Here is a 22,046-nt window from a genome sequence, read left to right as displayed (position 1 = left end):
GTGTGTAAAAACCGTTTTGGAACGCCGTTTATAGGCACGTTCGTGGATAGTTACCGGTCGATAATGCGGGAGGCAGGGACCGAACGGAACGAAAGGGGCAAACCCCTCCGCCTGTTGGGGAGAGTGTATGCAGCCGTTCGAACCCGCGGAGGTGATCGTCGCATGACCCGCGAACTGACCGAGATCACGGTCGTCGGAGGAGACAAGACCGGACTCATCGCGCGGGTCACCTCCCTGCTGTTCGAGCGGGGAATCAACATCGAGGACCTCGATCAGGCGGTCCGCGAGGGCGTCTTCCGGATGACGACCCGCGTCGACACCGCGGAGATGGAGACCTCTCGGGGCGAGCTCCGCCGCGCGCTCGCCGAGCTCGGCCGCGAGCTCGACGTCGACATTCAGGTCCGCTTCCCGAGCGACCGCGACGCGCGCCGGATCGCGCTGCTGGTCACGAAGGAGACCCACGCGCCCGAGGCGCTGCTGGAGGCCGAGGCCAGCGGCGACCTCGCCGACGACGGCGAGGAGGCCGAGATCCCGGTCGTCATCGGCAACCGCGGCGACCTCCGGTCGCTCGCCGAGCGCTACGACAAGCCGTTCTACGACGTCGGCGACGGCAACGGCAACACCGACGAGGGGCGCCTGCTCGACCTGCTGGCCGAGTACGACGTGGACCTGATCGCCTTGGCCCGCTACATGCGCATCCTCTCGCCGGAGGTGGTCTTCCGGTACGAGGGCCGGATCATCAACGTCCACCCCTCGCTGCTGCCGGCGTTCCCCGGCGCGGAGGCGTACCGGCAGGCGAAGGACGCCGGCGTCCGCATCGCGGGCGTCACCGCCCACTACGTCACGACGGACCTCGATCAGGGCCCGGTCATCGCCCAGCGCGCCTTCGACGTGCCGCCCGGCGCCGACGTCGACGAGATCAAGCACCGGGGGCAACCCCTCGAGGCCGACGTGCTACTCGACGCAGTCCGGCTCCACCTCGCGGACGCCATCGCGGTCCACCGCGGCACCGTCCACGTCCGCGAGAACGCCGACGTCGACGCGCAGCTCGGCCTCCCCGACGCCGCCGTCGACGCGAACCCCGACGAGCCGGTCGACGGCGAGCCCCTCGGGCGCACCCGCCCGTCCCCCTCAGACGACTGAGCGACGCGCCGGCTCGGCGGCAGGCCGACCCGTCGTCTCAACTCACCGACTTGTCTCCCCGACTCACCGACCCGTCGCCCCGACTCACCGACCATTTTTAAGCGGACGCGAGCGCAACGACCGGTCGATGCCCCGCTTTCGCCTCCCGACGCGGTTCCTCGCGGACACCGCCGCGGTCGTCCGCAGCGACGAGCGGCTGATCCTCCTGTTCCTGCTGTTGCTGTCGGTCGCGGCGCTGGCCGTCTTCCTCCACTACACGACGCTGCTGCTGGAGGGGCTCCCCGACCCGCTCCCGACAGGCCTGAGCGGGTCGTAGTCGGCGCGAGCGGCCGGGATCACTCCAGCCGGACCAACAGGTCGCGGTTCGCCGCCTCGTAGCGCAGCCGGCCCTCGTCGAGCGCCTCCCGCCGCCGGTCCGCCCAGTCGCCCGCGTCGTACCCGGTCTCCCCGACCGCCGACTCGACCGTGTCGAGCAGGTGCGAGAGGACCGTCCGCTCGCCCGACTCGTACGGCGGTTCGATCGCCCACGGCGACGGCCCCTCGGCGATCACGGCCGCCTCGCGCGCCAGCGCCGCCGCGCCCGCTGGGCCGCCGGGTCGGAACTCCCGCATGTGTCGATGATAGCGGTCGAGGACCGTCTCATCGTCCGGGTCCGGCGGCGCGAAGCGCGTCTCGCCGTCGTAGGTGATCGGCGCGTACGCGAGCGGCGCCACCTCGGCGAGGGCGTCGACCGCGGGCGCCGCGTCGACCACGTCGAAGAACGCGCAGCCGACGACGGCGTCGAACCGCCGTCCCGCGGCCGCCGCCTCCCGTGCGAACTCGAAGGCGTCGGCGACCCGATACTCGACGACGACGTCGCCGACCGAGCCGCCGATCCGGTCCTCGCCCGCCGCGAGCGCCTCCTCGTGGGAATCGACCGCGACCCAGCGGCCGCCGTCGATTGCGTCCCAGTCGACGAGGCGCTCGACCATCGTCGCTGTGCCGGCGCCGACTTCGAGCACCTCGGGCTCCGGCGGGAGCTCGGCGGCGAACCGGTCGAGGACCGCGCGGTTCAGCGACCGGTCGTCGAGCGCGCGCTTCGCGTCGAGGTACGTCGCGTGGTCGGTCACGCGGCGTCACCCCGCGTCTCCGTGCCCCGGACCGTCGCCGCGAGAAAGTCCACGACGCGGTCGAGCGTCTCCGGCCACCCCGGCCGCGACTCGTAGTCACGGCGCGCGGCGACGCCCGTCTCGGCGAGGCGGTCGCGGTCGTCGAGGTCGCGGACCGCTCGGGAGACGGCGCCCGGGTCGTCCGGGGGCACGAGGATCCCCGACTCGCCGTCGCGGACGAACTCGCCCGCCCCGCCCGCGGTCGTCGCCACCGGAACGCAGCCGAACCCCATCGCCTCCAGGTACGCCATGCCGAACGGCTCGTAGCGCGAGGGGACGGCCAGGGCGTGGCTCTCGCGGAGCCGCGCCGCGACCGCCTCGTCGTCGAGCCGACCCGCGAAGCTGACTCGGTCGGCGATCCCGGCCGCCGCGACCGCGTCCGCGACCGCCTCCGCGTGGGCGGGTGCGACGGTCCGGTCGCCGACGACCGTCAGCCGCCAGTCGACCTCGCACGGGTCGAGCCGCGCGAGCCCGTCGACGAGCGCGTCGAGCCCCTTCCGGGGAACGACGTTGCCGAGGAACGTCACCTCCAGGGGCCCGGACCGCGCTCGCTCGCGGATCTCCGACTCGGAGACCACGGGCTCGAATCGGTCTCCGGCCGGCGGCGCGACGACGATCCGGTCCGGGCCGCCGAGCCCGGTCGCGTCCCGCCGCGTCGTCTCCGCGTTGTACACGGCGCCGTCGACTCCGCGGAGGAACCGGCGCTCGACCGCTGCTATCGCGCGACGCTCGACTGCCGAGCGGACGCGCTCGACGCCGCTCGCCGCGCCTCTGGCCGCCCCCGCCGCCGCCCGCGCCCGCCAGGCAATCATGTGGACGAGCGCGACGGTCGGCGCGTCGAGCCGCCGGTTGACGCACAGCACGGAGGGGTGCGCCAGCCCGTCCTCGACGACGACGTCGAACCCGGTGAGCCGGTCGGCGAGCCGGCGAGCGCGGAGGTTCGGCGCGAGGCGCCGGCGGTACGACCCCCGCGGGAGGGAGACCACCTCGACCGCGTGCCCGCGCTCGCGGAGCCGGTCGCGGAGCCGCCGATCGTAGTAGAACCCGCCGGACTCGGACTCGATGTCGCCGGCGAGGACGAGCGCGACGCGCATCGGGCGGTCACCGAAGTTCGCCGGCGTAGGCGACGCTCGCGATGTCGTCCTCTCGGACCGTCACGGACAGTTCGGTCGCGGCCGGCGCGTCCACCGCCGCGAGGTCGTCGAACAGCGCCCGGGCGAGCCGCTCGGCGCTCGGGTTGCCGTCGAGGTGCTCGTTGAGCGTCTCGTCGCGGTAGCGGTCGGCCGCGTCGGCCAGCGCGTCGAGCGCGAGGTCGATGTCGAGCAGGTAGCCGTACTCGCCGAGCTCGGGCCCCCGGAACGTCGCCTCCGCGGTGAAGGTGTGCGAGTGAAGCTCCGCCTCGTCGGCCGGCGGGTTCGGGACGGTGAGGTAGTGCTGTGCGACGAACGACTCGCTGACGGTCAGTTCGTACATGCGTAGGTGAAGAGGAGTTGGAGGGTCGGTTCGGTCTCGTCGGCGAGCCGCCGGTACGCGGTCGGCGCGCCCGTGACGGCGACGCGGTCGGTGACGAGGCGGTCGGCGACGTCGAGGTCGTCGTCGAGGCGCCGGAGTTCGCGCCAGGCCGTCTCGCGGCGACGCGCTCGGTCCCAGCGCCCACGGAGCTCCGGCGCGATGGTGGTGACCTGGCTGCTCTGTACGGTCACTCGCCCGCGGTGGAAATGGTCGCCGAAGCCGAGGTCGGCGCGCTTGGTCCCGTACCACGATCCCACGAGGACCCGCCCGTCGAACCGCGTGGTCTCGACGGCCGTCTCGAGCGTCTCCGGGCGCCCGGAGACCTCCACCGCGAGGTCGACGCCGCCGCCGGCCTGCTCGCGGACGGCGTCCACGACGCCAGCGCGCCCGTCGTACCGGCTCGGATCGACGACGGCGTCGGCGCCGAAATCGGCCGCGAGCGACCGTCGGCGGTCCTTCGGCTCCACGGCGACGACGGTCTCGGCGCCGCTCCGCGCGAGCAGCGCGGCCGTGAGCAGCCCCACGACGCCCGCTCCGAACACCGCGACGCGCTCGCCGATCCGGGGGGCGGCGTCGAGCGTCAGGGTGACCGCGGTCTCCGCGTTCGCGAACAGGGTCGCCGTCTCCGAGTCGATCCCCTCGGGGACCGGGCGGAGCGCGTCGGGCGAGACGGCGAACCGGCTCTCGTGGGGGTTGAACGCGAAGACGGTCCGGCCGCGCCACGAGGGGTCGACGGCGTCGCCGACCGCGGTCACCCGGCCGACGACCGCGTAGCCGTAGCGGAGGGGGTACGAGAGGTCGCCGTCGAGCGAGGACAGCTCCTCGTCAGCGACCGTCTCCGGGTCGAGTTCCCCGCGGTACGCCAGTAGCTCGGACCCCGCGCTCACCGCCGAGACGGACGCGGAGACGACCACCTCGTCGGGCTCGGGGACGGGCGGCTCGATCGAGACGACCTCGACGCGCTCAGGGGCCGCGAACTCCACCGCTCGTTCGGTTCCTTCATCGCTCACGCGGACTCACCCGTCCGCGGGCGACGATTTAACCGGTGTGGCATTAACGGTCAGACGAGCCGATCCAACATAAAGCCCCGGCGGCGGGGGATCGGAGATGGACCGACGGCGGCCGCGCGGGAGTAGACATAAGCCCGCCGAGCCCGTGTTTCACGTGTTCATGGCACACACCGACGCCGGCGCCGACGTCGAATCGCTGACGCCCCTCCACTGGGTCGGGATAGTCGCCGCGACCGTGACCGGGATCGCCCACGTCGTCTTGGGGGTTCAGTCCGGCGGGACGTTCATGGTCCTGTTCCTCTTCGCGACGCTCGGATTCGGCGCCGGCGTGGCGGCCGTCGTCGTCGGCTACCGCCGACGCCTGGTGTACGCGCTGGGGATCCCCTTCACGGCGGGGCAGATCGTGCTGTGGTGGGCGCTCAACGACCTCCCGCCGATCCCAACGAGCCACGCGATCGACAAGGTCGCGCAGGTCGTGCTGATCGCCGTCCTCGCGGTCCTTTTGTACCGGGAGTCGTGAGGCGCCGGCCTCCGCATCGCTTCCGCCACCGGCCCGATCAGGGACCGTCTCGCCCGGCCGCAATCGGGGGGTCGTCGCGACCGAGCCGACCCGTCGCGGCCGCCCAGTCGCGGACAAAACTCGCCAGCAGCGCCGCGAGCGCGACTCCCGCGGCCGCGGTGAGTCGGGAGTCCCCGCCCGCGCCGGCGACGTCCGGAAGAAGCGCGAGCGCGACGACGGCGAACTGCGCGGTGCCGATGAACGGGCGGACCCGGCTTGGCGGGAGTTCGAACACCGGCGCCCCGGCCCGTCGCCGCCGCCACAGCGACCCGGCGTAGGCGTACCAGACCGCGCCGGCGAGGAGGTACCACGCCGGGAGGGACCCGAGCGCGACGCCGACCGCGGCGCCGACGAGGACGGCCAGGGCGTCGGTCGCGCCGTCGAGGCGCGCGCCGAGGACCGTCTCTCGGGTGCGCCGGGCGACCGCCCCGTCGACCGCGTCGAGGCCGACCGCGCCGACGAAGAGGGCGAGGGGGACCTGCGGGTCCGGCGGCGGAGCGACCACCGCGCCGGCGAGGACGGCCGCGAGCCAGCCGCGGACCAGCGTGATCGCGTTTGCCGGGCCGAGCCGCGGGCGCGGGTCGCCGCCGTCGGGCGGGCGGTTCGCGTCGAGGTTGGTCCACGCGTACGCGGCCAGGTACGCTCCGGGGAGGGCGGCCGCGAGGACCCACGCGGTCCCGAGCGGGCGCGACAGCGCGGCGAGTCCGAGGGCGCCGAGCGCGACGGCGCCGGCGAACCGTAGGCGGATCTGAGACGGGGCTGCCGCGGTCGGGGAGGAATCGGGGCCCGGCATGTCAGTCCGGTCGGCGGTCCGCCGGCGGTTCGGCGTCGCGGTCCATCGCTCCGTCGCTTCCGGGTCCGGTGTCCCCGCCGCCTCGGTCCCGTTCGGCGCTCCGCTGTACCTCGCCGATCTCCTCTATCACGCGGGCGTGGAACTCGCGGAGGACGGCGGACTCGTCGTCGGCGATGACGGTGTCTGAGTCCACGAGCGTCGCGAGGCCGAACGCGACCGGGCTGGGCGAGTCGATGACGCGGTGTTCCACCGCGAGGTCGCCGCCCGCGATCCGGCCGACGACCTCGCTGATGCCGTCGACGTCGAGCCGGTCCTCCAGCAGCTCGCGGTACGTCTCCTCTACCACCGCGAACTCCTCCAACTCGGCCGCGAACGACAGCAGCATCTCCGCGGACACCTGCTGTTCGGCGGCCGACTTCTCGTACCCTTTATACCGCTTTAAAATGAGCAGCGCCCGCCCGGCGTTGATTCGGAAGTAGCGCTGGAGCAGGTCGGTCCCCTGGACGGCCTCGCGGAGGTCCTCGCGGACGGTCTCCGGGTCGAGGTCGGCCAGAATCTGTGCCACGTCGACCTTGCGGTTCAGCGGGAGCGCGAGGCTGAAGCCGCGGTCCGCGACCGCGACCGCGACGTTGGCGTCGGTCCGGTTCGCCACTTCGGCGGCGACCAGCCGCGAGAGGCCGTCGTTGAACCGCCGACCGTAGGTCGAGTGGACGTAGAAGCGGCGATTGTACTCGTTCCGGTCGAGCTCCTCCTCGACGACGAGGCGGTCGGGCGTCGAGACCGAGTCCGGGCCCGCGTACCGGACCTGCTCGTCGTACATGCGGGCGAGCGCGCGGACCGCGTTCTCGTCTACGGGGAACTCACGGAGCCACGCGCGCACCGCGGCCGGCCCGGCGCTCGGGCCGTCGCCGACAAGTCGGTCGAGGAGTTCGGCCTGGAAGTCGAGGACCTCCCGCGCGAGGTCCGCCGAGAGCGGGAGCCGCTCGGCGAACCACGAGGGGACCGTCGGGCGCTCGCTCGTCCGGTCGACGTACACCTTCGAGCCGCGGCGGTAGCGGAATGCGAACCGCTCGCCGCCCAGCGCGAACACGTCGCCCGACTCCAGCGTGTCGAGATAGGACTCGGCTAAGGTGCCGACCCACTCGTCGTCGCGCGTGAACACGTCGCAGGTGAACGAGTCGGGGATCGTGCCCACGTTCGTCATGTAGATGACGCGCGCGAGCCGCCCCCGCTTCCCGACGAGCGTCTCGCCGACCGGGTACTCGGGGTAGTGGTGCTCGCCGTCGGGCGGGTCGTTCTCGTCGCGCCACACCTTCGGGTAGACGTTCTTCGCCTCCAGCCCGTCGTAGTCGCCGGTGAGGTAGCGGAACAGCCGCTCGTAGGCCGCGTCGTCGAAGCCGCGGTACGGGTTCGCCCGGCGCAACACCTCCCGGACCTCGCGGTCGGGGCGGATCCGGTTTATCGCCATCCCGTACACGTGCTGCGCGGCGACGTCGTACGCGCCCTCCGGCGGGAACACGCGGTCGACGAACCCGTCCTCGGCGCGGGCGAGCAGCGTCGCGCACTCGATCAGCTCGTCGCGGTCGAGCGCGAACACCCGCCCCTCGACGGTCTCGCCGGGGCTGTGGCCCGCGCGGCCGACGCGCTGGAGTAGCGCCGCGACGGACTTCGGCGAGCCCACCTGGACCACTAAATCGAGGTGGGGCATGTCGATGCCCAGTTCGAGGCTCGTCGAGGTCGTGACGACGTCGAGCTCGCCCGCCTTCAGCCCCTCCTCGACGCGCGTCCGCTGGGCCTCGCCGAGGCTCCCGTGGTGACACCCCGAGTCCGACTCGTCGTAGTCGAACCGCTGGCGGAGCTCCTGGAGCGTCCGCTCGGCCCCGGAGCGCGAGTTCGTGAAGACGAGCGTGTTCTCGTGAGACTCGATCAGGTCGCGAAGCGACTCGTAGAAGCGGTCGGTGACCGCCGACCGCGGCGTGTGTATCAGGTCGGCGGCGGGCGTCCGGAGTTCGAGGTCGAACTCCCGGGAGAACCGCGCGTCGACCACCTCGCAGGGGCGCGTCTCGAACCCGTCGACGTCGCCGACCGCTCCGCTCGAGCGCTCCTGACCGACGAGGAACGAGGCGATCCGGTCCAGCGGCTCGACGGTCGCCGAGCAGCCGATCCGAGTGATCTCGGCCGCCCCCTCTCCCTCCCCCTCCCTCTCCCCCTCGTCGTCGTCCGCTCGTCTCCCTTCGCCACCGCCGGTCCGCGTCAGCTCGGTCAGCCGCTCCAGCGACACCGAGAGGTGCGTGCCGCGCTTGTTCGCTGCCAGCGAGTGGATCTCGTCGACGATCACGTACTCGACGGTGCGGAGCTTCTCCTTGAACTTCGGCGAGTTGAGCAGGATCGCGAGCGTCTCCGGCGTGGTGTTGAGGACGTGGGGCGTCTCCGAGAGCATCGCCTGCCGGTCCGCCTTCGAGGTGTCGCCGTGGCGGATCGCCTGTCTGACACCGGGGTCGTAGGGGGCAGTGTCAGCGTCGCCGTCGCCAGCCTCCGCAGCGGCCACCGCCTCACCGATCCCCTCCAGCGGGGTTTCGAGGTTGCGCTCGATGTCGTTCGCGAGCGACTTCAGCGGCGAGACGTAGAGGCAGTAGACGGCGTTCTCCAGTTCGCCGGCGCGGTCGCGCGCGAAGAGGTCGTCGAGGACCGAAATAAACGAGGCGAGCGTCTTGCCGCTGCCTGTCGGGGCGGCGACGAGGCAGTTCTCCCCGGCGTCGACGTGGGGGATCGCCTCGCGCTGCGGCGGCGTGAAGAAGCCGCCGTTCTCGCCGACGTACCCGCCGAAGCGCTCGACCCACCAGCGCCGGACTGGCGGCGAGAGCCGGGCGAGCACGTCGGCGTCGGCGATCGGGACCGTCTCCGGGTCGAAGCCGGGGTTCCCGATCGCGCCGCGCTCGACCGCGTCGCGGAGGAGCGCCCGCGCGGCGGCCTCGTCGCCGCGGTCCGTGGTCTCGCTCACGGCGATCACGAAGGCTCGGGAAGGGAAATCGGTTGCGTCGGCTCCGCGGACATTCGCGGAACCGACCCACCGTTCCGTCGATTCCGCGGAAAATCGCGGAACCGACCCGTTTATCCGGCGGCCATCCGTGTCGCCACACGCATGAGCGGCACCTCGCCGGAGCCCGACCGACGGATCGACCGGAACCTGTTCGTCACCGTCTCCGGCCCGCCGGGCTGCGGGGCCACGACGCTCGTCGAGGGGATCGCCGAGTCGCTCGACTGCGGCTACGTCTCCGGCGGCGAGCTGTTCCGCGAGATAGCCGCCGAGCGGGACATGAGCCTCTCGCAGCTGATCGCCGAGACCGGCGAGTCCGAGGAGATCGACCGCGCGCTCGACCGCCGGCTCCGCCGCATCGCCGAGAAGTGGGGGGCCGCGAACAAGGCGTTCGTACTGGAGTCGCGGCTCGCCGGCTGGATCGCCGGCAACCGCGCCGACATCCGGATCTGGCTGGACGCGCCGGACGAGGTCCGCGCGGACCGCACGGCCGAGCGCCAGGAGATGACCTCCGAGATGCAGGTCCGCGAGGTAATCGAGGAGCAGCGCTACAAGTCCTACTACGGGATCGACCTGTCGGACCGCTCCATCTACGACCTCGTCATCAACACGGGCCGGTGGGACGCCGCGGCGACGATGGACCTGGCGCTCACCGGGATCGAGCGCTACGACGTCGACGCCGACGAGGGCGCGTTCGACACGCCCGACTTCGAGGTCTGAGCGGTCGATCCTGCGGCGTAGCACTTGCCTCTGAAGGCGCGGGACACCGTACCGTGACGAATGTCCGTGAGCGGAGTCCGCGGTCAGGGTCGAAGGCCCGAAACGAGTCGGCGGGCGGCGTCGGTGCGGCCGGAGGTCCGAGCTCGATTTGGTAGCATTGTATAGGCTGGGTCCATTTCACCTTGCGGATGTTGAATGGCGTATGGTCGATACAGACGACGACCCGGCGGGCGAAGCGTTCGAAGAGATGGGCACAGACGGCCTCGGGCTCCCGGTAATGGCCGCCCTCGGCTCCGTCGCGCTCGCGCTGTACTTCTACTACGTCCGTGGCGACAAACAGCGCGGCCAGTTCGTCGGACTGTGGCCCAGCACGATCCTCGCGCTCGCGTCGTTCTTCAAGCTCGAGGAAATCAAAGAGGGCATCGAGGAACTCTCGGACTGACCCGAGGACCGGCGAAACCGATCGGTGCGGAGTCGCGCGCGCCGACGAGGCGTCACGGCAGCGTTCAGCTGTCCGAACGTTTTTCGACCGTTCCCGTCCATCGCGGCGAGCCGTCCCATCGACGCCCGAGCGGCATCACCGGGAGAGTCCCTCGACGCGCCGGAGCGCGCTCCGGACGTCGCCCGGCGTCGCGTACGGCCCGCCGCTCACCCGGTGGTCCGGCAGCAGGACGGGGATCGGGTTGTCGTCGAGCGCCCCCGTCACGGTCGCTACGTCGTCCGGGTCGTCGGGGTCGAACCCGCCGAGCCGCGCGAGCCGGCTCACGGAGACCTCCTCGCCGTACGGGAGGCTCCGGAGCGCCTCCAGCACCTCCCGCTGGTCGGTCGGGACCGTGAGGCCGAGCGCCACCTCGGCGAACTCGTCGCGCTCGCCGTCGAGGTACGCGTCGATCCTGTCCAACAGGTCGTGGTCGCCGTTGGCGTCCGCCGGCGGCTCGGCGGGGAACGACACCGAGATGACGCGACCGCCGGCGAACCCGACCTGAACGGTCCGGTCGATCTCGTCGAACTCCCGCGCGAAAACGCCGGACGTACCCGCCATACTCATACCCTCCATGAGACGGGTCGCTCACTTAAAATATCCCCCGAGAGCCCGGCGCCCGCCGCCGACGGCGGGCCGAGACGCGACCCGGTCCCCCGCAAGCCTTATGAACAGATACGTACATTAGTGTATAGTAATGGACGATCCAGACGAGCTGGCGCCGGCGGTCAGGTCGATCCTGTCGGCCGCTCGGGAGCGGGCGACCGCGCGAGCGGCGGCGGGAGAGACCGTCTCGGTCGCGCCTCGTGACCTCTCGGCCGCGTTGGAGCGAGCCGAGGCCGACGGGCGCGTCCCGGTGATCGCCGAGGTGAAGCCGACGAGCCCGACGACCGAGGGGGCCCGCGAAGACGACCCAGTCGCGCTCGCGGAGGGGATGGTCGCCGGCGGGGCGGCCGCGCTGAGCGTGCTCACCGAGCCGGAGCACTTCGGCGGGAGCGTCGACACGCTCGAACGCGTGCGCGACGCCGTCGACGTGCCGGTCCTCCGGAAGGACTTCGTCGTCGACGAGGCGCAGCTGGACGCCGTCGAGAGCGACGTCGTCCTCCTGATCGCCCGGTTCGTCGGGGACGACCTCCCGGACCTGCTCGCCGCCGCGCGCGACCGCGGCTTCCAGGTCCTCGTGGAGGTCCACGACCGCGAGGAGCTGGAGCGTGCCCTCGACGCGGGGGCGACGACGATCGGCGTGAACAACCGCGACCTCGCGGAGCTTGTCGTCGACCTCGGAACCTTCGAGTCCGTGGCGCCCCACGCTCCGGACGACGCCACGCTGATCGCCGAGAGCGGCATCGGGTCGCGCGGGGACGTCCGCCGGATGCGGGCGGCGGGCGCCGACGCCCTGCTCGTCGGCAGCGCGATCATGGACGGCGACGTGGAGGCGAACACGCGCAGACTGGTGCGGACGGAGGCGGCGGACGGTGCGATCGACGCGGACCACGGCAACGACGCGCGCGGCGACGACGACGCGAACGGCGAAAGCGACATCCGAGACGCGACGGAGACACCCACATGAGCGAGACTGACACGCGGACGACGGAGGAGACGGAGCGAGCGCGACGCCCCGGCCGCGAGCGCGGCCGCGACGACGGGAAGTTCGGCCCCTACGGCGGCCAGTACGTCCCCGAGGCGCTGATGCCCGCGATAGAGGAGCTGGCCGACGCTTACGAGCGCTACGTGCTGAAAAACGAGGACGGCTTCCTGGACGAGTTCCGGGAGCGCCTCGCGGACTTCGGCGGGCGGCCGACGCCGCTCCAGCGCGCCGACCGACTCTCCGAGCGCTACGACACGGAAGTATTCCTCAAACGGGAGGACCTGCTCCACGGCGGCGCACACAAGCTGAACAACGCGCTCGGCCAGGTCCTCTTGGCGCAGTACATGGGCAAAGAGCGTATCATCGCGGAGACCGGCGCCGGCCAGCACGGCACCGCGACCGCGATGGCGGCGGCCCACCTCGACATGCCCTGTACGATCTACATGGGCGAGCGCGACATCAACCGCCAGCGCCCCAACGTGTTCCGGATGAAGCTGAACGGCTCCGAGGTGAAGCCGGTGACGACCGGTCGCGGCACGCTCAAGGAGGCCATCTCCGAGACGATGCGCGACTGGGCGGAGACGGTCGAGGACACCCACTACGTGATCGGCTCCATCGTCGGCCCGCACCCGTTCCCGGTGATGGTCCGCGACTTCCAGGCGGTCATCTCCGAGGAGGCCCGCGAGCAGGCGATAGAGAAGACGGGCGGGCTCCCGACCGACGTGGTCGCCTGCGCGGGCGGCGGGTCGAACACGATGGGCGCGTTCGCCGACTTCGTCGACGACGAGTCCGTCGCGCTCCACGCGGTCGAGGCCGGCGGCTCCACGCTCGACGTCGACGAGGAGGCGGGGGTCGCCCCGAACTCCGCGTCGCTGTACACCGGCGACGAGGGCGTCCTCCACGGCGCGCGGACGAAGCTCCTTCAGGACTCAGACGGGCAGATCATGGAGAGCCACTCGATCTCGTCCGGACTCGACTACGCCGGCGTCGGCCCCGAGCTGGCGTACCTCGTCGACGAGGGCCGCGTGGACCCGGTCGCGGTCGACGACGACGCCGCGCTGGAGGGGTTCCACCGGCTCTCGAACACCGAGGGGATCATCCCCGCGCTGGAGACGGCCCACGCGTTCGGCTTCCTCGAGGAGCACCACGAGGAGCTCGGCGATCGCGTCGTCGTGAACGTCTCCGGACGCGGCGACAAGGACCTCGACGCCGCCATCGAGGAAACGGACCAGCGGGACGTGGCGAACGCGCCGGACATGTCGATGTTCACGGGGGGAATCTAGATGGCGAACTCCGAGGCGATCGCCGCCGCCTTCGCCGACGGCCCGGCCTACGTCCCCTACCTCGTCGTCGGCGATCCGGACTACGAGTCGTCGAAGGCGTACGTCGAGGCGCTCGACCGCGGCGGCGCCGACGTGATCGAGCTCGGCCTCCCCTTCTCCGAGCCGATCGCGGAGGGCTCGACGATCCAGGACGCGCTCGTCCGCGCGCTCGACGCGGGGATGACGCCGGAGCGGTTCTTCTCGTTCGCGGAGGAGCTGGACGTCGACGCCGCGCTGGTCTGTATGACGTACTACAACTTGATCTACCAGTACGGCGACGAGACGGGTCCCCGGCCCTTCGTCGAGCGCGCCGCCGCGGCCGGGATCCAGGGCCTCGTCGTCCCGGACCTCCCGGCCGAGGAGGCGGACCCGCTTCGCGAGGCCTGCGACGAGCTCGGGCTCGACCTCGTCTTCATCGTTGCGCCGACGACGCGCGCGGACCGCCTCGACCGGCTCATGGAGCGGGTGTCGGGGTACGTGTACGTCCAGGCCCGGCTCGGGACGACGGGCGCGCGCGACGACGTCTCCGACCAGACCACGGAGAGCCTCGACCGGCTCCGCGAGTACGACGTGCCGAAGGCCGTCGGGTTCGGCATCTCGGCCGGCGACCACGCCGAGCGCATCGTCGCGGGCGGCGCCGACGGGATCATCGTCGGCTCCGCGCTCGTCGACATCGTCGCCGACGGCGTCGCGGAGGACCGCCCGACTGCGGCGGTCGCCGACCGCTTGGAGGCGCTCTCCCGCGAACTGAAGCGGGGGGCCGAGCGCGGCCACCGCTCGCGGACGGAGGCGGTCGACTCCGTCTGAGCCGAGGCGGGGCCGCCCGCGGACCGAAACGGACCAATACCACCCCGAACGAAACCCACTTACCTCCGATTGCCACACTCTCACACAACGACTCACCTCACAATGACAGCAGGACTCTCGGCACGACTCGACCGCATCTCCACGAACGACCGATACCTCATCGTCCCGATGGACCACGGGATCACGATGGGCGCCGTCGAGGGGCTCGTCGACATCGAGTCGACGATCGACGGCGTCACGGCCGGCGGCGCGGACGCGGTACTCACGCAGCGCGGCGTCGCGCCGCGCGTCCACGACAACAAGAACGGCGCGGGCTACATCGTCCACCTCAACGGGTCGACGACGATCGGCCCCGACGAGAGCGACAAGCGCGTCACCGGGACCGCCGAGGATGCCGTACGCGCCGGCGCCGACGCCGTCTCCTTCCACATCAACGTCGGCTCCGACCACGAGCCGGACCAGATCGAGGAGCTCGCCGAGCTGACCGCCGACGCCGAGCGCCTCGGGCTCCCGGTCCTCGCGATGGCGTACGCGCGCGGCCCGGGCGTCGACGAGTCCGACCCCGAAGCGCTCGGCCACGCTGTCCGTCTCGCCGAAGAGCTCGGCGCCGACGTGGTGAAGACGGGCTACTCCGGCGACGGCGACTCGTTCGCTCGCGTCACCGAGTCGACCCGGCTCCCGGTCGTCATCGCGGGCGGCTCGAAGGGGACCGACCGCGAGACGGTGGAGATGGTGCGCGGCGCGATGGACGGCGACGCGGCCGGCGTGTCGATGGGGCGGTCGATCTTCCAGCACGACGACCCCGAGGGGATCGCCCGCGCCGTCTCCGCGGTCGTCCACGACGGGGCCGGCGTGGAGGAGGCGCTGCGGGCGGGCGGGTTCGTCGAGGCGTGAGGTCGGGCTCGCTGTTCCTTTCGCAGTTTTCAAGCCGGCGCGCCGTGAGGTTCCGACAATGACACGCACAGTCTGGGTCAAAGCCGACGGCGACGTCGGCGACTGGGAGGCGCGCAAACGACGGGTCACCGCCGCCATCGAGGCCGGCGCGGACTGGGTGCTCGTCGACGAGGACGACATCGGCCGCGTTCGCGAGCTTGGCGACGTGAAGGTGGCCGCGTTCCGCTCCGACGCCGACGTGATCGACGACGCCGAGAGCAACGCGGAGGCCGACGCGTACTTCGTCGGCAAGGGCGGCGAGGGCGACGGGACGGTCTCGATGCCGGACGACTTCTCCGGGTCGGCGGACCTGACCACGCTGCGCCGCCGCGACGACCGCGCGCAGGGCGCGTACGTCCGCGTCCTCGGCACCGAGTACGAGGAGTTCGCCGAGGCCGCGGCCGACGACGCCGACTTCACCGTGGTCGTCGGCGAGGACTGGTCGATCATCCCCTTGGAGAACCTTATCGCGCGGGTCGGCGAGGAGACGCACCTCGTCGCGGGCGCGACGACGGCCACGGAGGCCCGGACCGCCTTCGAGACGCTGGAGATCGGCGCCGACGGCGTCCTCCTCGATTCCGACTCCCCCGACGAGATCCGCGGCGCGGTCGAGGCCCGCGACGCCGCCGACCGCGAGACGCTCGACCTCCGACACGCCGCGGTGACCGAGGTCGAACAGACCGGGATGGCCGACCGCGTCTGCATCGACACCGGGTCGCTGATGGACGACAGCGAGGGAATGTTAGTCGGATCGATGTCGCGCGGGCTCTTCTTCGTCCACGCCGAGACCGCGGAGTCGCCGTACGTCGCCTCGCGCCCGTTCCGCGTGAACGCCGGCGCGGTCCACGCGTACGTCCGCAACCCCGAGGGCGGCACCAACTACCTGGCCGAGCTGTCGAGCGGCGACGAGGTCCAGGTCGTCGACACCGACGGCCACACCCGCGAGGCGGTGGTGGGCCGGGTGAAGATCGAGAAGCGTCCGATGTTCCGGATCCAGGCCGAGATCGAGACCGACGACGGCACCGACCGGATCGAGACGCTCATCCAGAACGCCGAGACCGTGAAGATAGCCACGAGCGAGGGGCGCAAGGCCGTCACCGACGTCGAGCCGGGCGACGAGGCGCTCGTCTACTACGAAGACGTCGCGCGCCACTTCGGCGAGGCCGTCGAGGAGAGCATCATCGAGAAGTGACATCCTCCTCGCCGTACACGACGGGGCTTCCACCGCAGGTGGAATAGCTAACCGACCTTCGACTGCTAATTTGCTTCGCTCCCTCCGAATATCCCGTAAAACTGTGCGACACGATATACGGCGAATACAGTGAACACGAGCGGCATCCCGATAAAGAACAGCAAGAGCACCTCCTCTCGCGTGAACAGGCCGGTGATCGGCGTTCGAGCGACTCCGGGCAGTCCCGCGAGGACGATGGGGATGAAAAGGAGGATACTGAACAGTAGAGCGGCTGTAAGCTGCGTGTACGGCCACGCGGTGTCACCGACTTTGCTCGATGACATCAGATACTCACCTCGCTTGCGGTCTTGCGGTCCGTCGATGGTTGCTCGACCATCTCCCAGTCATGCGTTGCCCATTCCTGCGAGCGGCGCACGCGGTTGTGTGCGGATTGGAATTGGTCCAGATCACCGTGCGCTTCGACGGTGCGAAGGCGGTGGAGCAGGCCGTCCATATTCGCGTTCTGGATGCCGAGACCGGGACGTCGATTCACTTCAAGCACCATCGGTCCGTCCTCCTCATCGAAGACGATGTCCACGCCGGCGAACCCGAGGCCGCTCGAGATGGCGGCCTGTGACGCCATTGTGAGGACGGCTTCCCAGTCGGGAACGCTGAATTCGAGGTCGGCTCCCGAATCGGGGTGGGAATCGATGAATTCGTCGTGCGTCTGCTGGTAGCCACCGGACGCTTCACCGGTTGCAATGTCGATAGCGACGGCGACGGCACCCGTATGGATATTCGCAGTTCCGTTCGACTCCTCGGTCGGGAGCCGGACCATCGACATCACCGGAAAGCCGAGGAGGGTGATGACTCGAAGGTCGGGCACTCCGTCCGTTATTCGGTTCGCAAGCATCCCGTCGGGTGTGATGAACCCCTCGACGAGGGCCTCTCTGCGAGCACCGTAGTCACTGACACCGCCGACGCAGATATTTCGAGTGTGAGCCACGATCTCATCGGCTGTTAGCCGCCCGCGGTTCGTGAGGAATTCGTCGGTCTCCTCGTCGCGCCCCCGAACGGCGAGCACGTCACGGCCACCGGATCCATCGATCGGTTTAATGGCGAACTCGTCTTTTGTCTCGAGGAGCGTCCGAAGTTCTTGGAAATCGGACTCGTCCGCAGCGATGAGATAGGTGGCGGGCGTGGGGATTGAAAGCCCGTGAAGCGTTTTCTTCATGTCGCCCTTATCGAACGCCGCCATGACCGACGCGGGGTTGTATCTGCTGATGAACTCTCGATTTCTGATCCGCATTGTGAGAATATTTCCGGCGTTTTTCGTCCCGAGAGAGCGCCGTAACGTCCTGAATCGGAGGTATTCGGCGAGACGAGTGTCGGTGACCGTCCCAAAAAGAATGTTGACCGCGACAAGCGCGACCCACAGCTCCGGCGAACGGATGACGAGTCCGACGAGCGGCTCGTAGGTGACGACAAAGAACGCCGCAGCGATACTAAGAAGCGTCGCGGCGAGGCGGCGAGTCGCAGGCGGCCAGCCGGTCTCGGTGAGACTGCCGACGAAGCGCTCAGCGTACCAAGTGGTCAACACCACCGGGAAGAGGATGACCGCTTGGAGCGATTGGAGATTTTGGAGTTGAGCGGCGGCTTCGAGGACGAACAGGCCGATGGCTGCGACGACGAGGAGTGACGCCACACGGTGGGCGGTCCCGAGGTCTAAGTCACTGATGGCGACGCGGGCGAGCGACGTGATGATAAAGATGTACGCAATGATAACGAACCCCCAGAACGGGCCGATAACCACCCACGAGAAAGAGAGGATCACTGGCCCGAACACGCCGAAGGTGCTCATTCCGAGCTCGTTCCGAATGACCGCGATAACCGTCCCGGCGATCATCAGCCGGAAGGCGAAGTCGAGGTCCTGCGCGACCGGCACGAACAGATCGGAATTGGCCCGCAGAAACACCCCGACGACTGTCAGCCCGAACAGAAGCACCAAACTCGGGAGATGCTGTTTGAGATCTAATTCCACGATTCACCCGCGAACACATCGCCGAGTATGGGTAGGCTACTCTCTTCGTTCTGGGACGAGAAGCCCCTCTCATACCCGCCTACGAGATCGCATCTGAAGCACATCATCTACCTATCAATTCTCCTACGAGTACTTAAGTTAGCCTCTAGCTACCTACTGTGGCCCCCGATTAACTCACGACACACCAGTCGATACTACGGAAAACCGGCCGCGATCGTGTCGACCAGAACGCATTTTACGCTTTCTCCGGATTAGGTGTCCATGGCAGTCGCTACCGAAGGCGGGCGTCGCGTCGCGGAACTCGGGTTCCTCGAACGTATCCGACACCTCGCGGACGCCGCGAACCCGGCGTTCGCGGCCGGGAGCTTCCTCGTCCCGTTGGCTTTTCTCGCCGCGAGCCTCGCGCTCGCGAGCACCGAGTTGCTCTTTTATACGCACATCGCCGCCGGCGCGGTGTGGTTCGGCTTCGCGCTGATCTTCCCCGCGATCATCGGCCCGACGCTCGGCGGGCTCGACGAGGAGGCGGCAGCGGCGGTAAACGAGACGCTCATCCCGAAGGCCGTCTTCTTCCTCGTCGGCTTCTCGCTGACGACGGTGCTGTCCGGAACGGTGCTTCTCACGCCAGGCCTCGGCCTCGGCTACGGCTTCGGCGGGACGTGGTCCGGACTCGCGCTCGGCCTCGGCTGGGGACTGTTCGCGTTCGGACTGGCGGTCCCGCACCGCCTCCAGCTCAGCGCGTACTACGAGACGGTGTCGCCCGACCCGGACGCCTCACGGCTCGAATCGATCGAGAAGAAGAACCTCGTCGTCGGCCTGTTCGAGGGCGCCGTGATGCTCGCGATAATCGTGTTGATGACGGGGTTCCGCTTGGGCGTGTGACCGCGTCGAGGAGCAGGAGGGCGAATCCGGTCCGGCGGCTCGAACCGGTCGAGAGTAGGAGCCCTCGACGCGACTCCGGCGAGACAGAGTCGAAGTGACTGACTGTAAGATTCATTACACTCCGTTTTGATTGATGGATATGGGACGCGCCCGGCGCGCGGCCGTCATCGAAACGCTCCACGACGTCGCGACGACGATCCAGACAGAGGAGACAGTCGCGGGCGTCTGCGAACGGACGGTCGCAGCGGCCGCCAACCTCCTCGATTTCAACCTGTGTACTATCATGATACGGGACGGCGAGCGGCTCGTCCCGCGCGCCACGTCCGCGGCCGCGCCGCCCGACGGCAGCCAGCAGATGCGTATCGACGAGGGGCTGGCGGGCAAGACCTACCAGACGGGAGAGTCGTACACCGTCGCCGAGGTCACGCCGGACGACGAGACGGTGCCGGCCGACGCGTCGTACAGGTCCGGGATCAGCGTACCGATCGGCGACCACGGGGTGTTTCAGGCGGTCGAGACGACGCCGGACGCCTTCGACGACGACGACGTTGAGCTGGCGGAACTCCTCCTCAGCCACGCCGAGACGGCGCTGGACCGGCTCGACCGGGAACGGGAGCTCCAGCGGCAGAACGACCGGCTCGACCAGTTCGCGTCCGCGGTGAGCCACGACATCCGGAACCCGCTCGGCGTCGCCACGGGCCGGTTAGAACTCGTCGCCGCGGACTGTTCGAGCCCGCATCTCGAGGCGGTCGCAGACGCGCACGACCGGATGGAGCGGCTCATCGACGACCTGCTGCTGTTCGCGAAGATGGGCTCCGAGACGCTCTCGCTCGCGGCGGTCGATATCGGGGCGCTCGCCGCCGACTGCTGGGACCCGCTCGCGACGCCTTCGGCCACGCTCAGCGTCGAGTGCGACCGCGACGTCCGCGCCGACCGCGACCGCCTGCGCCAGCTCCTCGAGAACCTACTGAAAAACGCGCTCGACCACGGCGGCGACGACGTCTCCGTGACGGTGGGCGAGTTGGCCGACGGCTTCTACGTCGCCGACGACGGCCCGGGCATCTCGCCGGACGACCGCGGGGACGTGTTCGCGGCCGGCTACACGTCAGACGACGGGACCGGATTCGGCCTGTCGATAGTCTCGCAGATCGCCGACGCCCACGGGTGGGACGTCGAGATAATGGAGAGCGCGCCCGGCGGCGCTCGGTTCGAGATCCGCGGCGTCGAAACCGCCGAGCCGTGAGACAGCGAATCGCAGTTGTGCGTTCGTGTCCGCCTCAGATCCCGTACAGCTCGCCGTACTTCTCCTCGACGTAGTCGAGGAACGCGTCCGCCGAGAAGTCCTCGCCGGTCGCGCGCTTCACCAGCTCGTTGGTCTCGTAGCGGGAGCCGTGCCGATGGACGTTCTCGCCGAGCCAGTCGTGGAGGGCGTCGAACTCGCCCGCCGCGATCTTCCCGTCGAGGTCGTCTATCTCCGCCTCGGCGGCCGCGAACAGCTGGGCGGCCATCACGGAGCCGAGCGAGTAGGTGGGGAAGTAGCCGAAGTTGCCGTGGCTCCAGTGGATGTCCTGGAGACAGCCCTCGCTGTCGGTGTCGGGGCGGATACCGAGGTACTCTTCGTACTTGTCGTTCCACACTTCGGGCACGTCCTCGACGTCGAGGTCGCCGCGGATCAGGTCGCGCTCGATCTCGAACCGGATGACGATGTGGAGGTGGTAGGTAAGCTCGTCGGCCTCGACGCGGATGAGATTGTCCTCGTACACCTGGTTGAACGCCTCGTAGGCGTCCCGGACCGTCGCCGCCTCCGTCTGCGGGAAGTGCTCTTTGAAAATGGGGAGGAACTCCTGCCAGAACGCCTCGCTGCGCCCGACGTGGTTCTCCCAGAGGCGCGACTGCGACTCGTGGACCGAGAGGTCACGCGACTGGCCGAGCGGCGTACCGAACTGCTCTTGCGGGAGCCCGAGGTTGTACTGGGCGTGGCCGAACTCGTGGATCGTCGAGCCGACGGCGCCGAGCGGGTCCTCCTCGTCGAACCGGGTCGTCACGCGGCAGTCGAACTGGTTGCCCGAGGTGAACGGGTGCGAGGAGACGTCGAGGCGCCCGCGATCGAAGTCGTAGCCGACGAATTCCAGCGCGTCCCGGGAGAGCGCCTCCTGATCGTCCTCGGGGAAGGTCCCCTCGAAGGTGTCGACGGCGAGGTCGACATCGGACTCGCGGATGTCCTCGATCATCGGGACGAGCGCCTCGCGGAGCTCGGTGAGGATCGACTCGGCGCGCTCCATCGAGAGGCACGGCTCGAACTCCTCGAAGAGGACCTCGTAGGGGTCGCGGTCGGGGTCGATGTGCTCCGCGTACTCGCGTTTCAGCTCGACGTGCTTCTCGAGGTACGGCGCGAACTCGTCGAAGTCGTCCTCGGCCTTCGCCGCTTCCCACGCTTGGAGCGCCTCGGAGCCCGTCTCGGAGATCTCCTCGACGAGCTCGACCGGGACCGCGTCGGCGCGCTCGTACTCGCGGCGGACCTCGCGGACGACCGCCGCCTGCTCGTCAGTGAGGTCGGCGTCGTCGAGCTCGTCGAGCAGCTCGCCCGTCTCGTCGGCGGTGACCATGTCGTGGTGAACGGAGGAGAGCGCAGAGAGCTGCTTCGATCGGGCCGGGGTGCCGCCCTCGGGCATCATCACCTGCTGGTCCCAGCCGAGGACGCCGGAGGCGCTGCCGACCGCGTTCCACCGCTGGACGCGGTCGAGGAGGGCGTCGTAGGCGTCCGGTGCGTCGGCTGCGTCGTCTGCCGCGGCTTCCGTTGCCATACGTCACGGATCGATCCCGGCAGTTAAGAAGGGACCGAACCCGGAACCGTCAGAATCCCCTCCTCGCCGCGACGCTTCGCCGAGCGCGGGATATATGC

The 22,046-nt window shown here is 69.9% G+C and carries 22 protein-coding genes; 12 read left to right on the top strand and 10 right to left on the bottom strand.

All coding sequences use genetic code 11. The features are described 5' to 3' along the window. Positions 1 to 162 precede the first annotated feature (162 nt). On the top strand, positions 163 to 1,143 hold the full coding sequence (locus tag F3H13_RS05265; protein WP_149798005.1) for a formyltetrahydrofolate deformylase: 981 nt from the start codon (positions 163 to 165) through the stop codon (positions 1,141 to 1,143). Positions 1,144 to 1,270: 127 nt separating this feature from the next. Next, positions 1,271 to 1,459: a hypothetical protein gene (locus F3H13_RS05260; RefSeq protein ID WP_149798004.1), complete on the top strand. Its 189-nt coding sequence runs from the start codon at positions 1,271 to 1,273 to the stop codon at positions 1,457 to 1,459. Between the two features lie 19 nt (positions 1,460 to 1,478). On the opposite strand, the gene F3H13_RS05255 is transcribed toward F3H13_RS05260, so the two are convergent. The 4 genes from F3H13_RS05255 to F3H13_RS05240 are packed head-to-tail and all read right to left on the bottom strand — an operon-like array spanning position 1,479 to position 4,813. After that, positions 1,479 to 2,252, bottom strand: coding sequence for a class I SAM-dependent methyltransferase (locus F3H13_RS05255; RefSeq protein WP_149798003.1), 774 nt, complete (start codon positions 2,250 to 2,252; stop codon positions 1,479 to 1,481). After that, complete coding sequence (locus F3H13_RS05250) at positions 2,249 to 3,385, bottom strand: glycosyltransferase family 4 protein (protein ID WP_149798002.1); 1,137 nt, start codon at positions 3,383 to 3,385, stop codon at positions 2,249 to 2,251. The genes F3H13_RS05255 and F3H13_RS05250 overlap by 4 nt, the downstream gene beginning before the upstream one ends. Positions 3,386 to 3,392: 7 nt before the next feature. Then, positions 3,393 to 3,764, bottom strand: coding sequence for a 6-pyruvoyl trahydropterin synthase family protein (locus F3H13_RS05245; protein ID WP_149798001.1), 372 nt, complete (start codon positions 3,762 to 3,764; stop codon positions 3,393 to 3,395). Further along, positions 3,752 to 4,813, bottom strand: coding sequence for a zinc-dependent alcohol dehydrogenase (locus F3H13_RS05240; RefSeq protein WP_149798000.1), 1,062 nt, complete (start codon positions 4,811 to 4,813; stop codon positions 3,752 to 3,754). Before F3H13_RS05240 ends, F3H13_RS05245 begins: the two co-directional genes overlap by 13 nt. Positions 4,814 to 4,973: 160 nt before the next feature. Here F3H13_RS05240 and F3H13_RS05235 point away from each other — a divergent pair, with 160 nt between their 5' ends. Further along, the gene (locus tag F3H13_RS05235; protein ID WP_149797999.1) at positions 4,974 to 5,333 is read left to right on the top strand and encodes a DUF7475 family protein; all 360 of its coding nucleotides are present in this window, start codon (positions 4,974 to 4,976) and stop codon (positions 5,331 to 5,333) included. A 37-nt stretch (positions 5,334 to 5,370) separates the two neighbouring features. Here the strand turns inward: F3H13_RS05235 and F3H13_RS05230 are convergent, their stop codons facing one another. Together F3H13_RS05230 and F3H13_RS05225 are read right to left on the bottom strand one after the other, a co-directional pair. After that, positions 5,371 to 6,165 (bottom strand): CDP-alcohol phosphatidyltransferase family protein, encoded by a 795-nt coding sequence (locus F3H13_RS05230; protein ID WP_149797998.1) that lies wholly within the window; start codon positions 6,163 to 6,165, stop codon positions 5,371 to 5,373. A gap of 1 nt (position 6,166) precedes the next feature. Further along, entirely contained in the window at positions 6,167 to 9,175 is a 3,009-nt protein-coding gene (locus F3H13_RS05225) for an ATP-dependent helicase (protein ID WP_149797997.1), read from the bottom strand. A gap of 132 nt (positions 9,176 to 9,307) precedes the next feature. Between F3H13_RS05225 and cmk the strand changes: the two genes are divergently transcribed. Then, positions 9,308 to 9,922 carry a (d)CMP kinase gene (cmk, locus tag F3H13_RS05220; protein ID WP_149797996.1) on the top strand — a complete coding sequence of 205 codons (615 nt, stop codon included), beginning with the start codon at positions 9,308 to 9,310 and terminating at the stop codon, positions 9,920 to 9,922. 202 nt (positions 9,923 to 10,124) lie between these two features. Beyond that, positions 10,125 to 10,364, top strand: a complete 240-nt coding sequence (locus F3H13_RS05215) for a hypothetical protein (RefSeq protein WP_149797995.1) — start codon at positions 10,125 to 10,127, stop codon at positions 10,362 to 10,364. A gap of 135 nt (positions 10,365 to 10,499) precedes the next feature. Here F3H13_RS05215 and F3H13_RS05210 read toward each other — a convergent pair whose 3' ends face one another. Further along, on the bottom strand, positions 10,500 to 10,970 hold the full coding sequence (locus tag F3H13_RS05210) for an MGMT family protein (protein WP_149797994.1): 471 nt from the start codon (positions 10,968 to 10,970) through the stop codon (positions 10,500 to 10,502). A 130-nt stretch (positions 10,971 to 11,100) separates the two neighbouring features. Between F3H13_RS05210 and trpC the strand changes: the two genes are divergently transcribed. From trpC to F3H13_RS05185, 5 genes are all read left to right on the top strand, one after another. Continuing rightward, entirely contained in the window at positions 11,101 to 11,973 is an 873-nt protein-coding gene (trpC, locus tag F3H13_RS05205; protein ID WP_149797993.1) for an indole-3-glycerol phosphate synthase, read from the top strand. Beyond that, entirely contained in the window at positions 11,970 to 13,274 is a 1,305-nt protein-coding gene (trpB, locus tag F3H13_RS05200) for a tryptophan synthase subunit beta (protein ID WP_149797992.1), read from the top strand. Before trpC ends, trpB begins: the two co-directional genes overlap by 4 nt. Next, positions 13,275 to 14,120: a tryptophan synthase subunit alpha gene (trpA, locus tag F3H13_RS05195; RefSeq protein WP_149797991.1), complete on the top strand. Its 846-nt coding sequence runs from the start codon at positions 13,275 to 13,277 to the stop codon at positions 14,118 to 14,120. Positions 14,121 to 14,222: 102 nt separating this feature from the next. Further along, a complete protein-coding gene (locus F3H13_RS05190; protein ID WP_149797990.1) occupies positions 14,223 to 15,014 on the top strand; it encodes a 2-amino-3,7-dideoxy-D-threo-hept-6-ulosonate synthase in 792 nt (263 codons plus the stop codon). 58 nt (positions 15,015 to 15,072) lie between these two features. Then, positions 15,073 to 16,245 carry a 3-dehydroquinate synthase II gene (locus F3H13_RS05185; protein ID WP_149797989.1) on the top strand — a complete coding sequence of 391 codons (1,173 nt, stop codon included), beginning with the start codon at positions 15,073 to 15,075 and terminating at the stop codon, positions 16,243 to 16,245. 65 nt (positions 16,246 to 16,310) lie between these two features. On the opposite strand, the gene F3H13_RS05180 is transcribed toward F3H13_RS05185, so the two are convergent. Both F3H13_RS05180 and F3H13_RS05175 read right to left on the bottom strand, forming a co-directional pair. Further along, positions 16,311 to 16,568 carry a hypothetical protein gene (locus F3H13_RS05180; protein WP_149797988.1) on the bottom strand — a complete coding sequence of 86 codons (258 nt, stop codon included), beginning with the start codon at positions 16,566 to 16,568 and terminating at the stop codon, positions 16,311 to 16,313. Beyond that, positions 16,568 to 18,265 carry a sugar-transfer associated ATP-grasp domain-containing protein gene (locus F3H13_RS05175; RefSeq protein ID WP_149797987.1) on the bottom strand — a complete coding sequence of 566 codons (1,698 nt, stop codon included), beginning with the start codon at positions 18,263 to 18,265 and terminating at the stop codon, positions 16,568 to 16,570. The genes F3H13_RS05180 and F3H13_RS05175 overlap by 1 nt, the downstream gene beginning before the upstream one ends. A gap of 261 nt (positions 18,266 to 18,526) precedes the next feature. On the opposite strand from F3H13_RS05175, the gene F3H13_RS05170 reads away from it, so the two are divergent. Further along, positions 18,527 to 19,144: a hypothetical protein gene (locus tag F3H13_RS05170; RefSeq protein ID WP_149797986.1), complete on the top strand. Its 618-nt coding sequence runs from the start codon at positions 18,527 to 18,529 to the stop codon at positions 19,142 to 19,144. 139 nt (positions 19,145 to 19,283) lie between these two features. Beyond that, positions 19,284 to 20,387, top strand: a complete 1,104-nt coding sequence (locus tag F3H13_RS05165) for a sensor histidine kinase (RefSeq protein ID WP_149797985.1) — start codon at positions 19,284 to 19,286, stop codon at positions 20,385 to 20,387. A 34-nt stretch (positions 20,388 to 20,421) separates the two neighbouring features. Here the strand turns inward: F3H13_RS05165 and F3H13_RS05160 are convergent, their stop codons facing one another. Continuing rightward, positions 20,422 to 21,948, bottom strand: a complete 1,527-nt coding sequence (locus F3H13_RS05160) for a carboxypeptidase M32 (protein ID WP_149797984.1) — start codon at positions 21,946 to 21,948, stop codon at positions 20,422 to 20,424. Positions 21,949 to 22,046: the final 98 nt, after the last annotated feature.

This window comes from Halorubrum xinjiangense (assembly GCF_900102375.1).
Classification (GTDB): Archaea; Halobacteriota; Halobacteria; order Halobacteriales; family Haloferacaceae; genus Halorubrum; species Halorubrum xinjiangense.
Note: the sequence above shows the minus strand (reverse complement) of the source record. Positions and strands in the feature narration are given on the sequence as shown.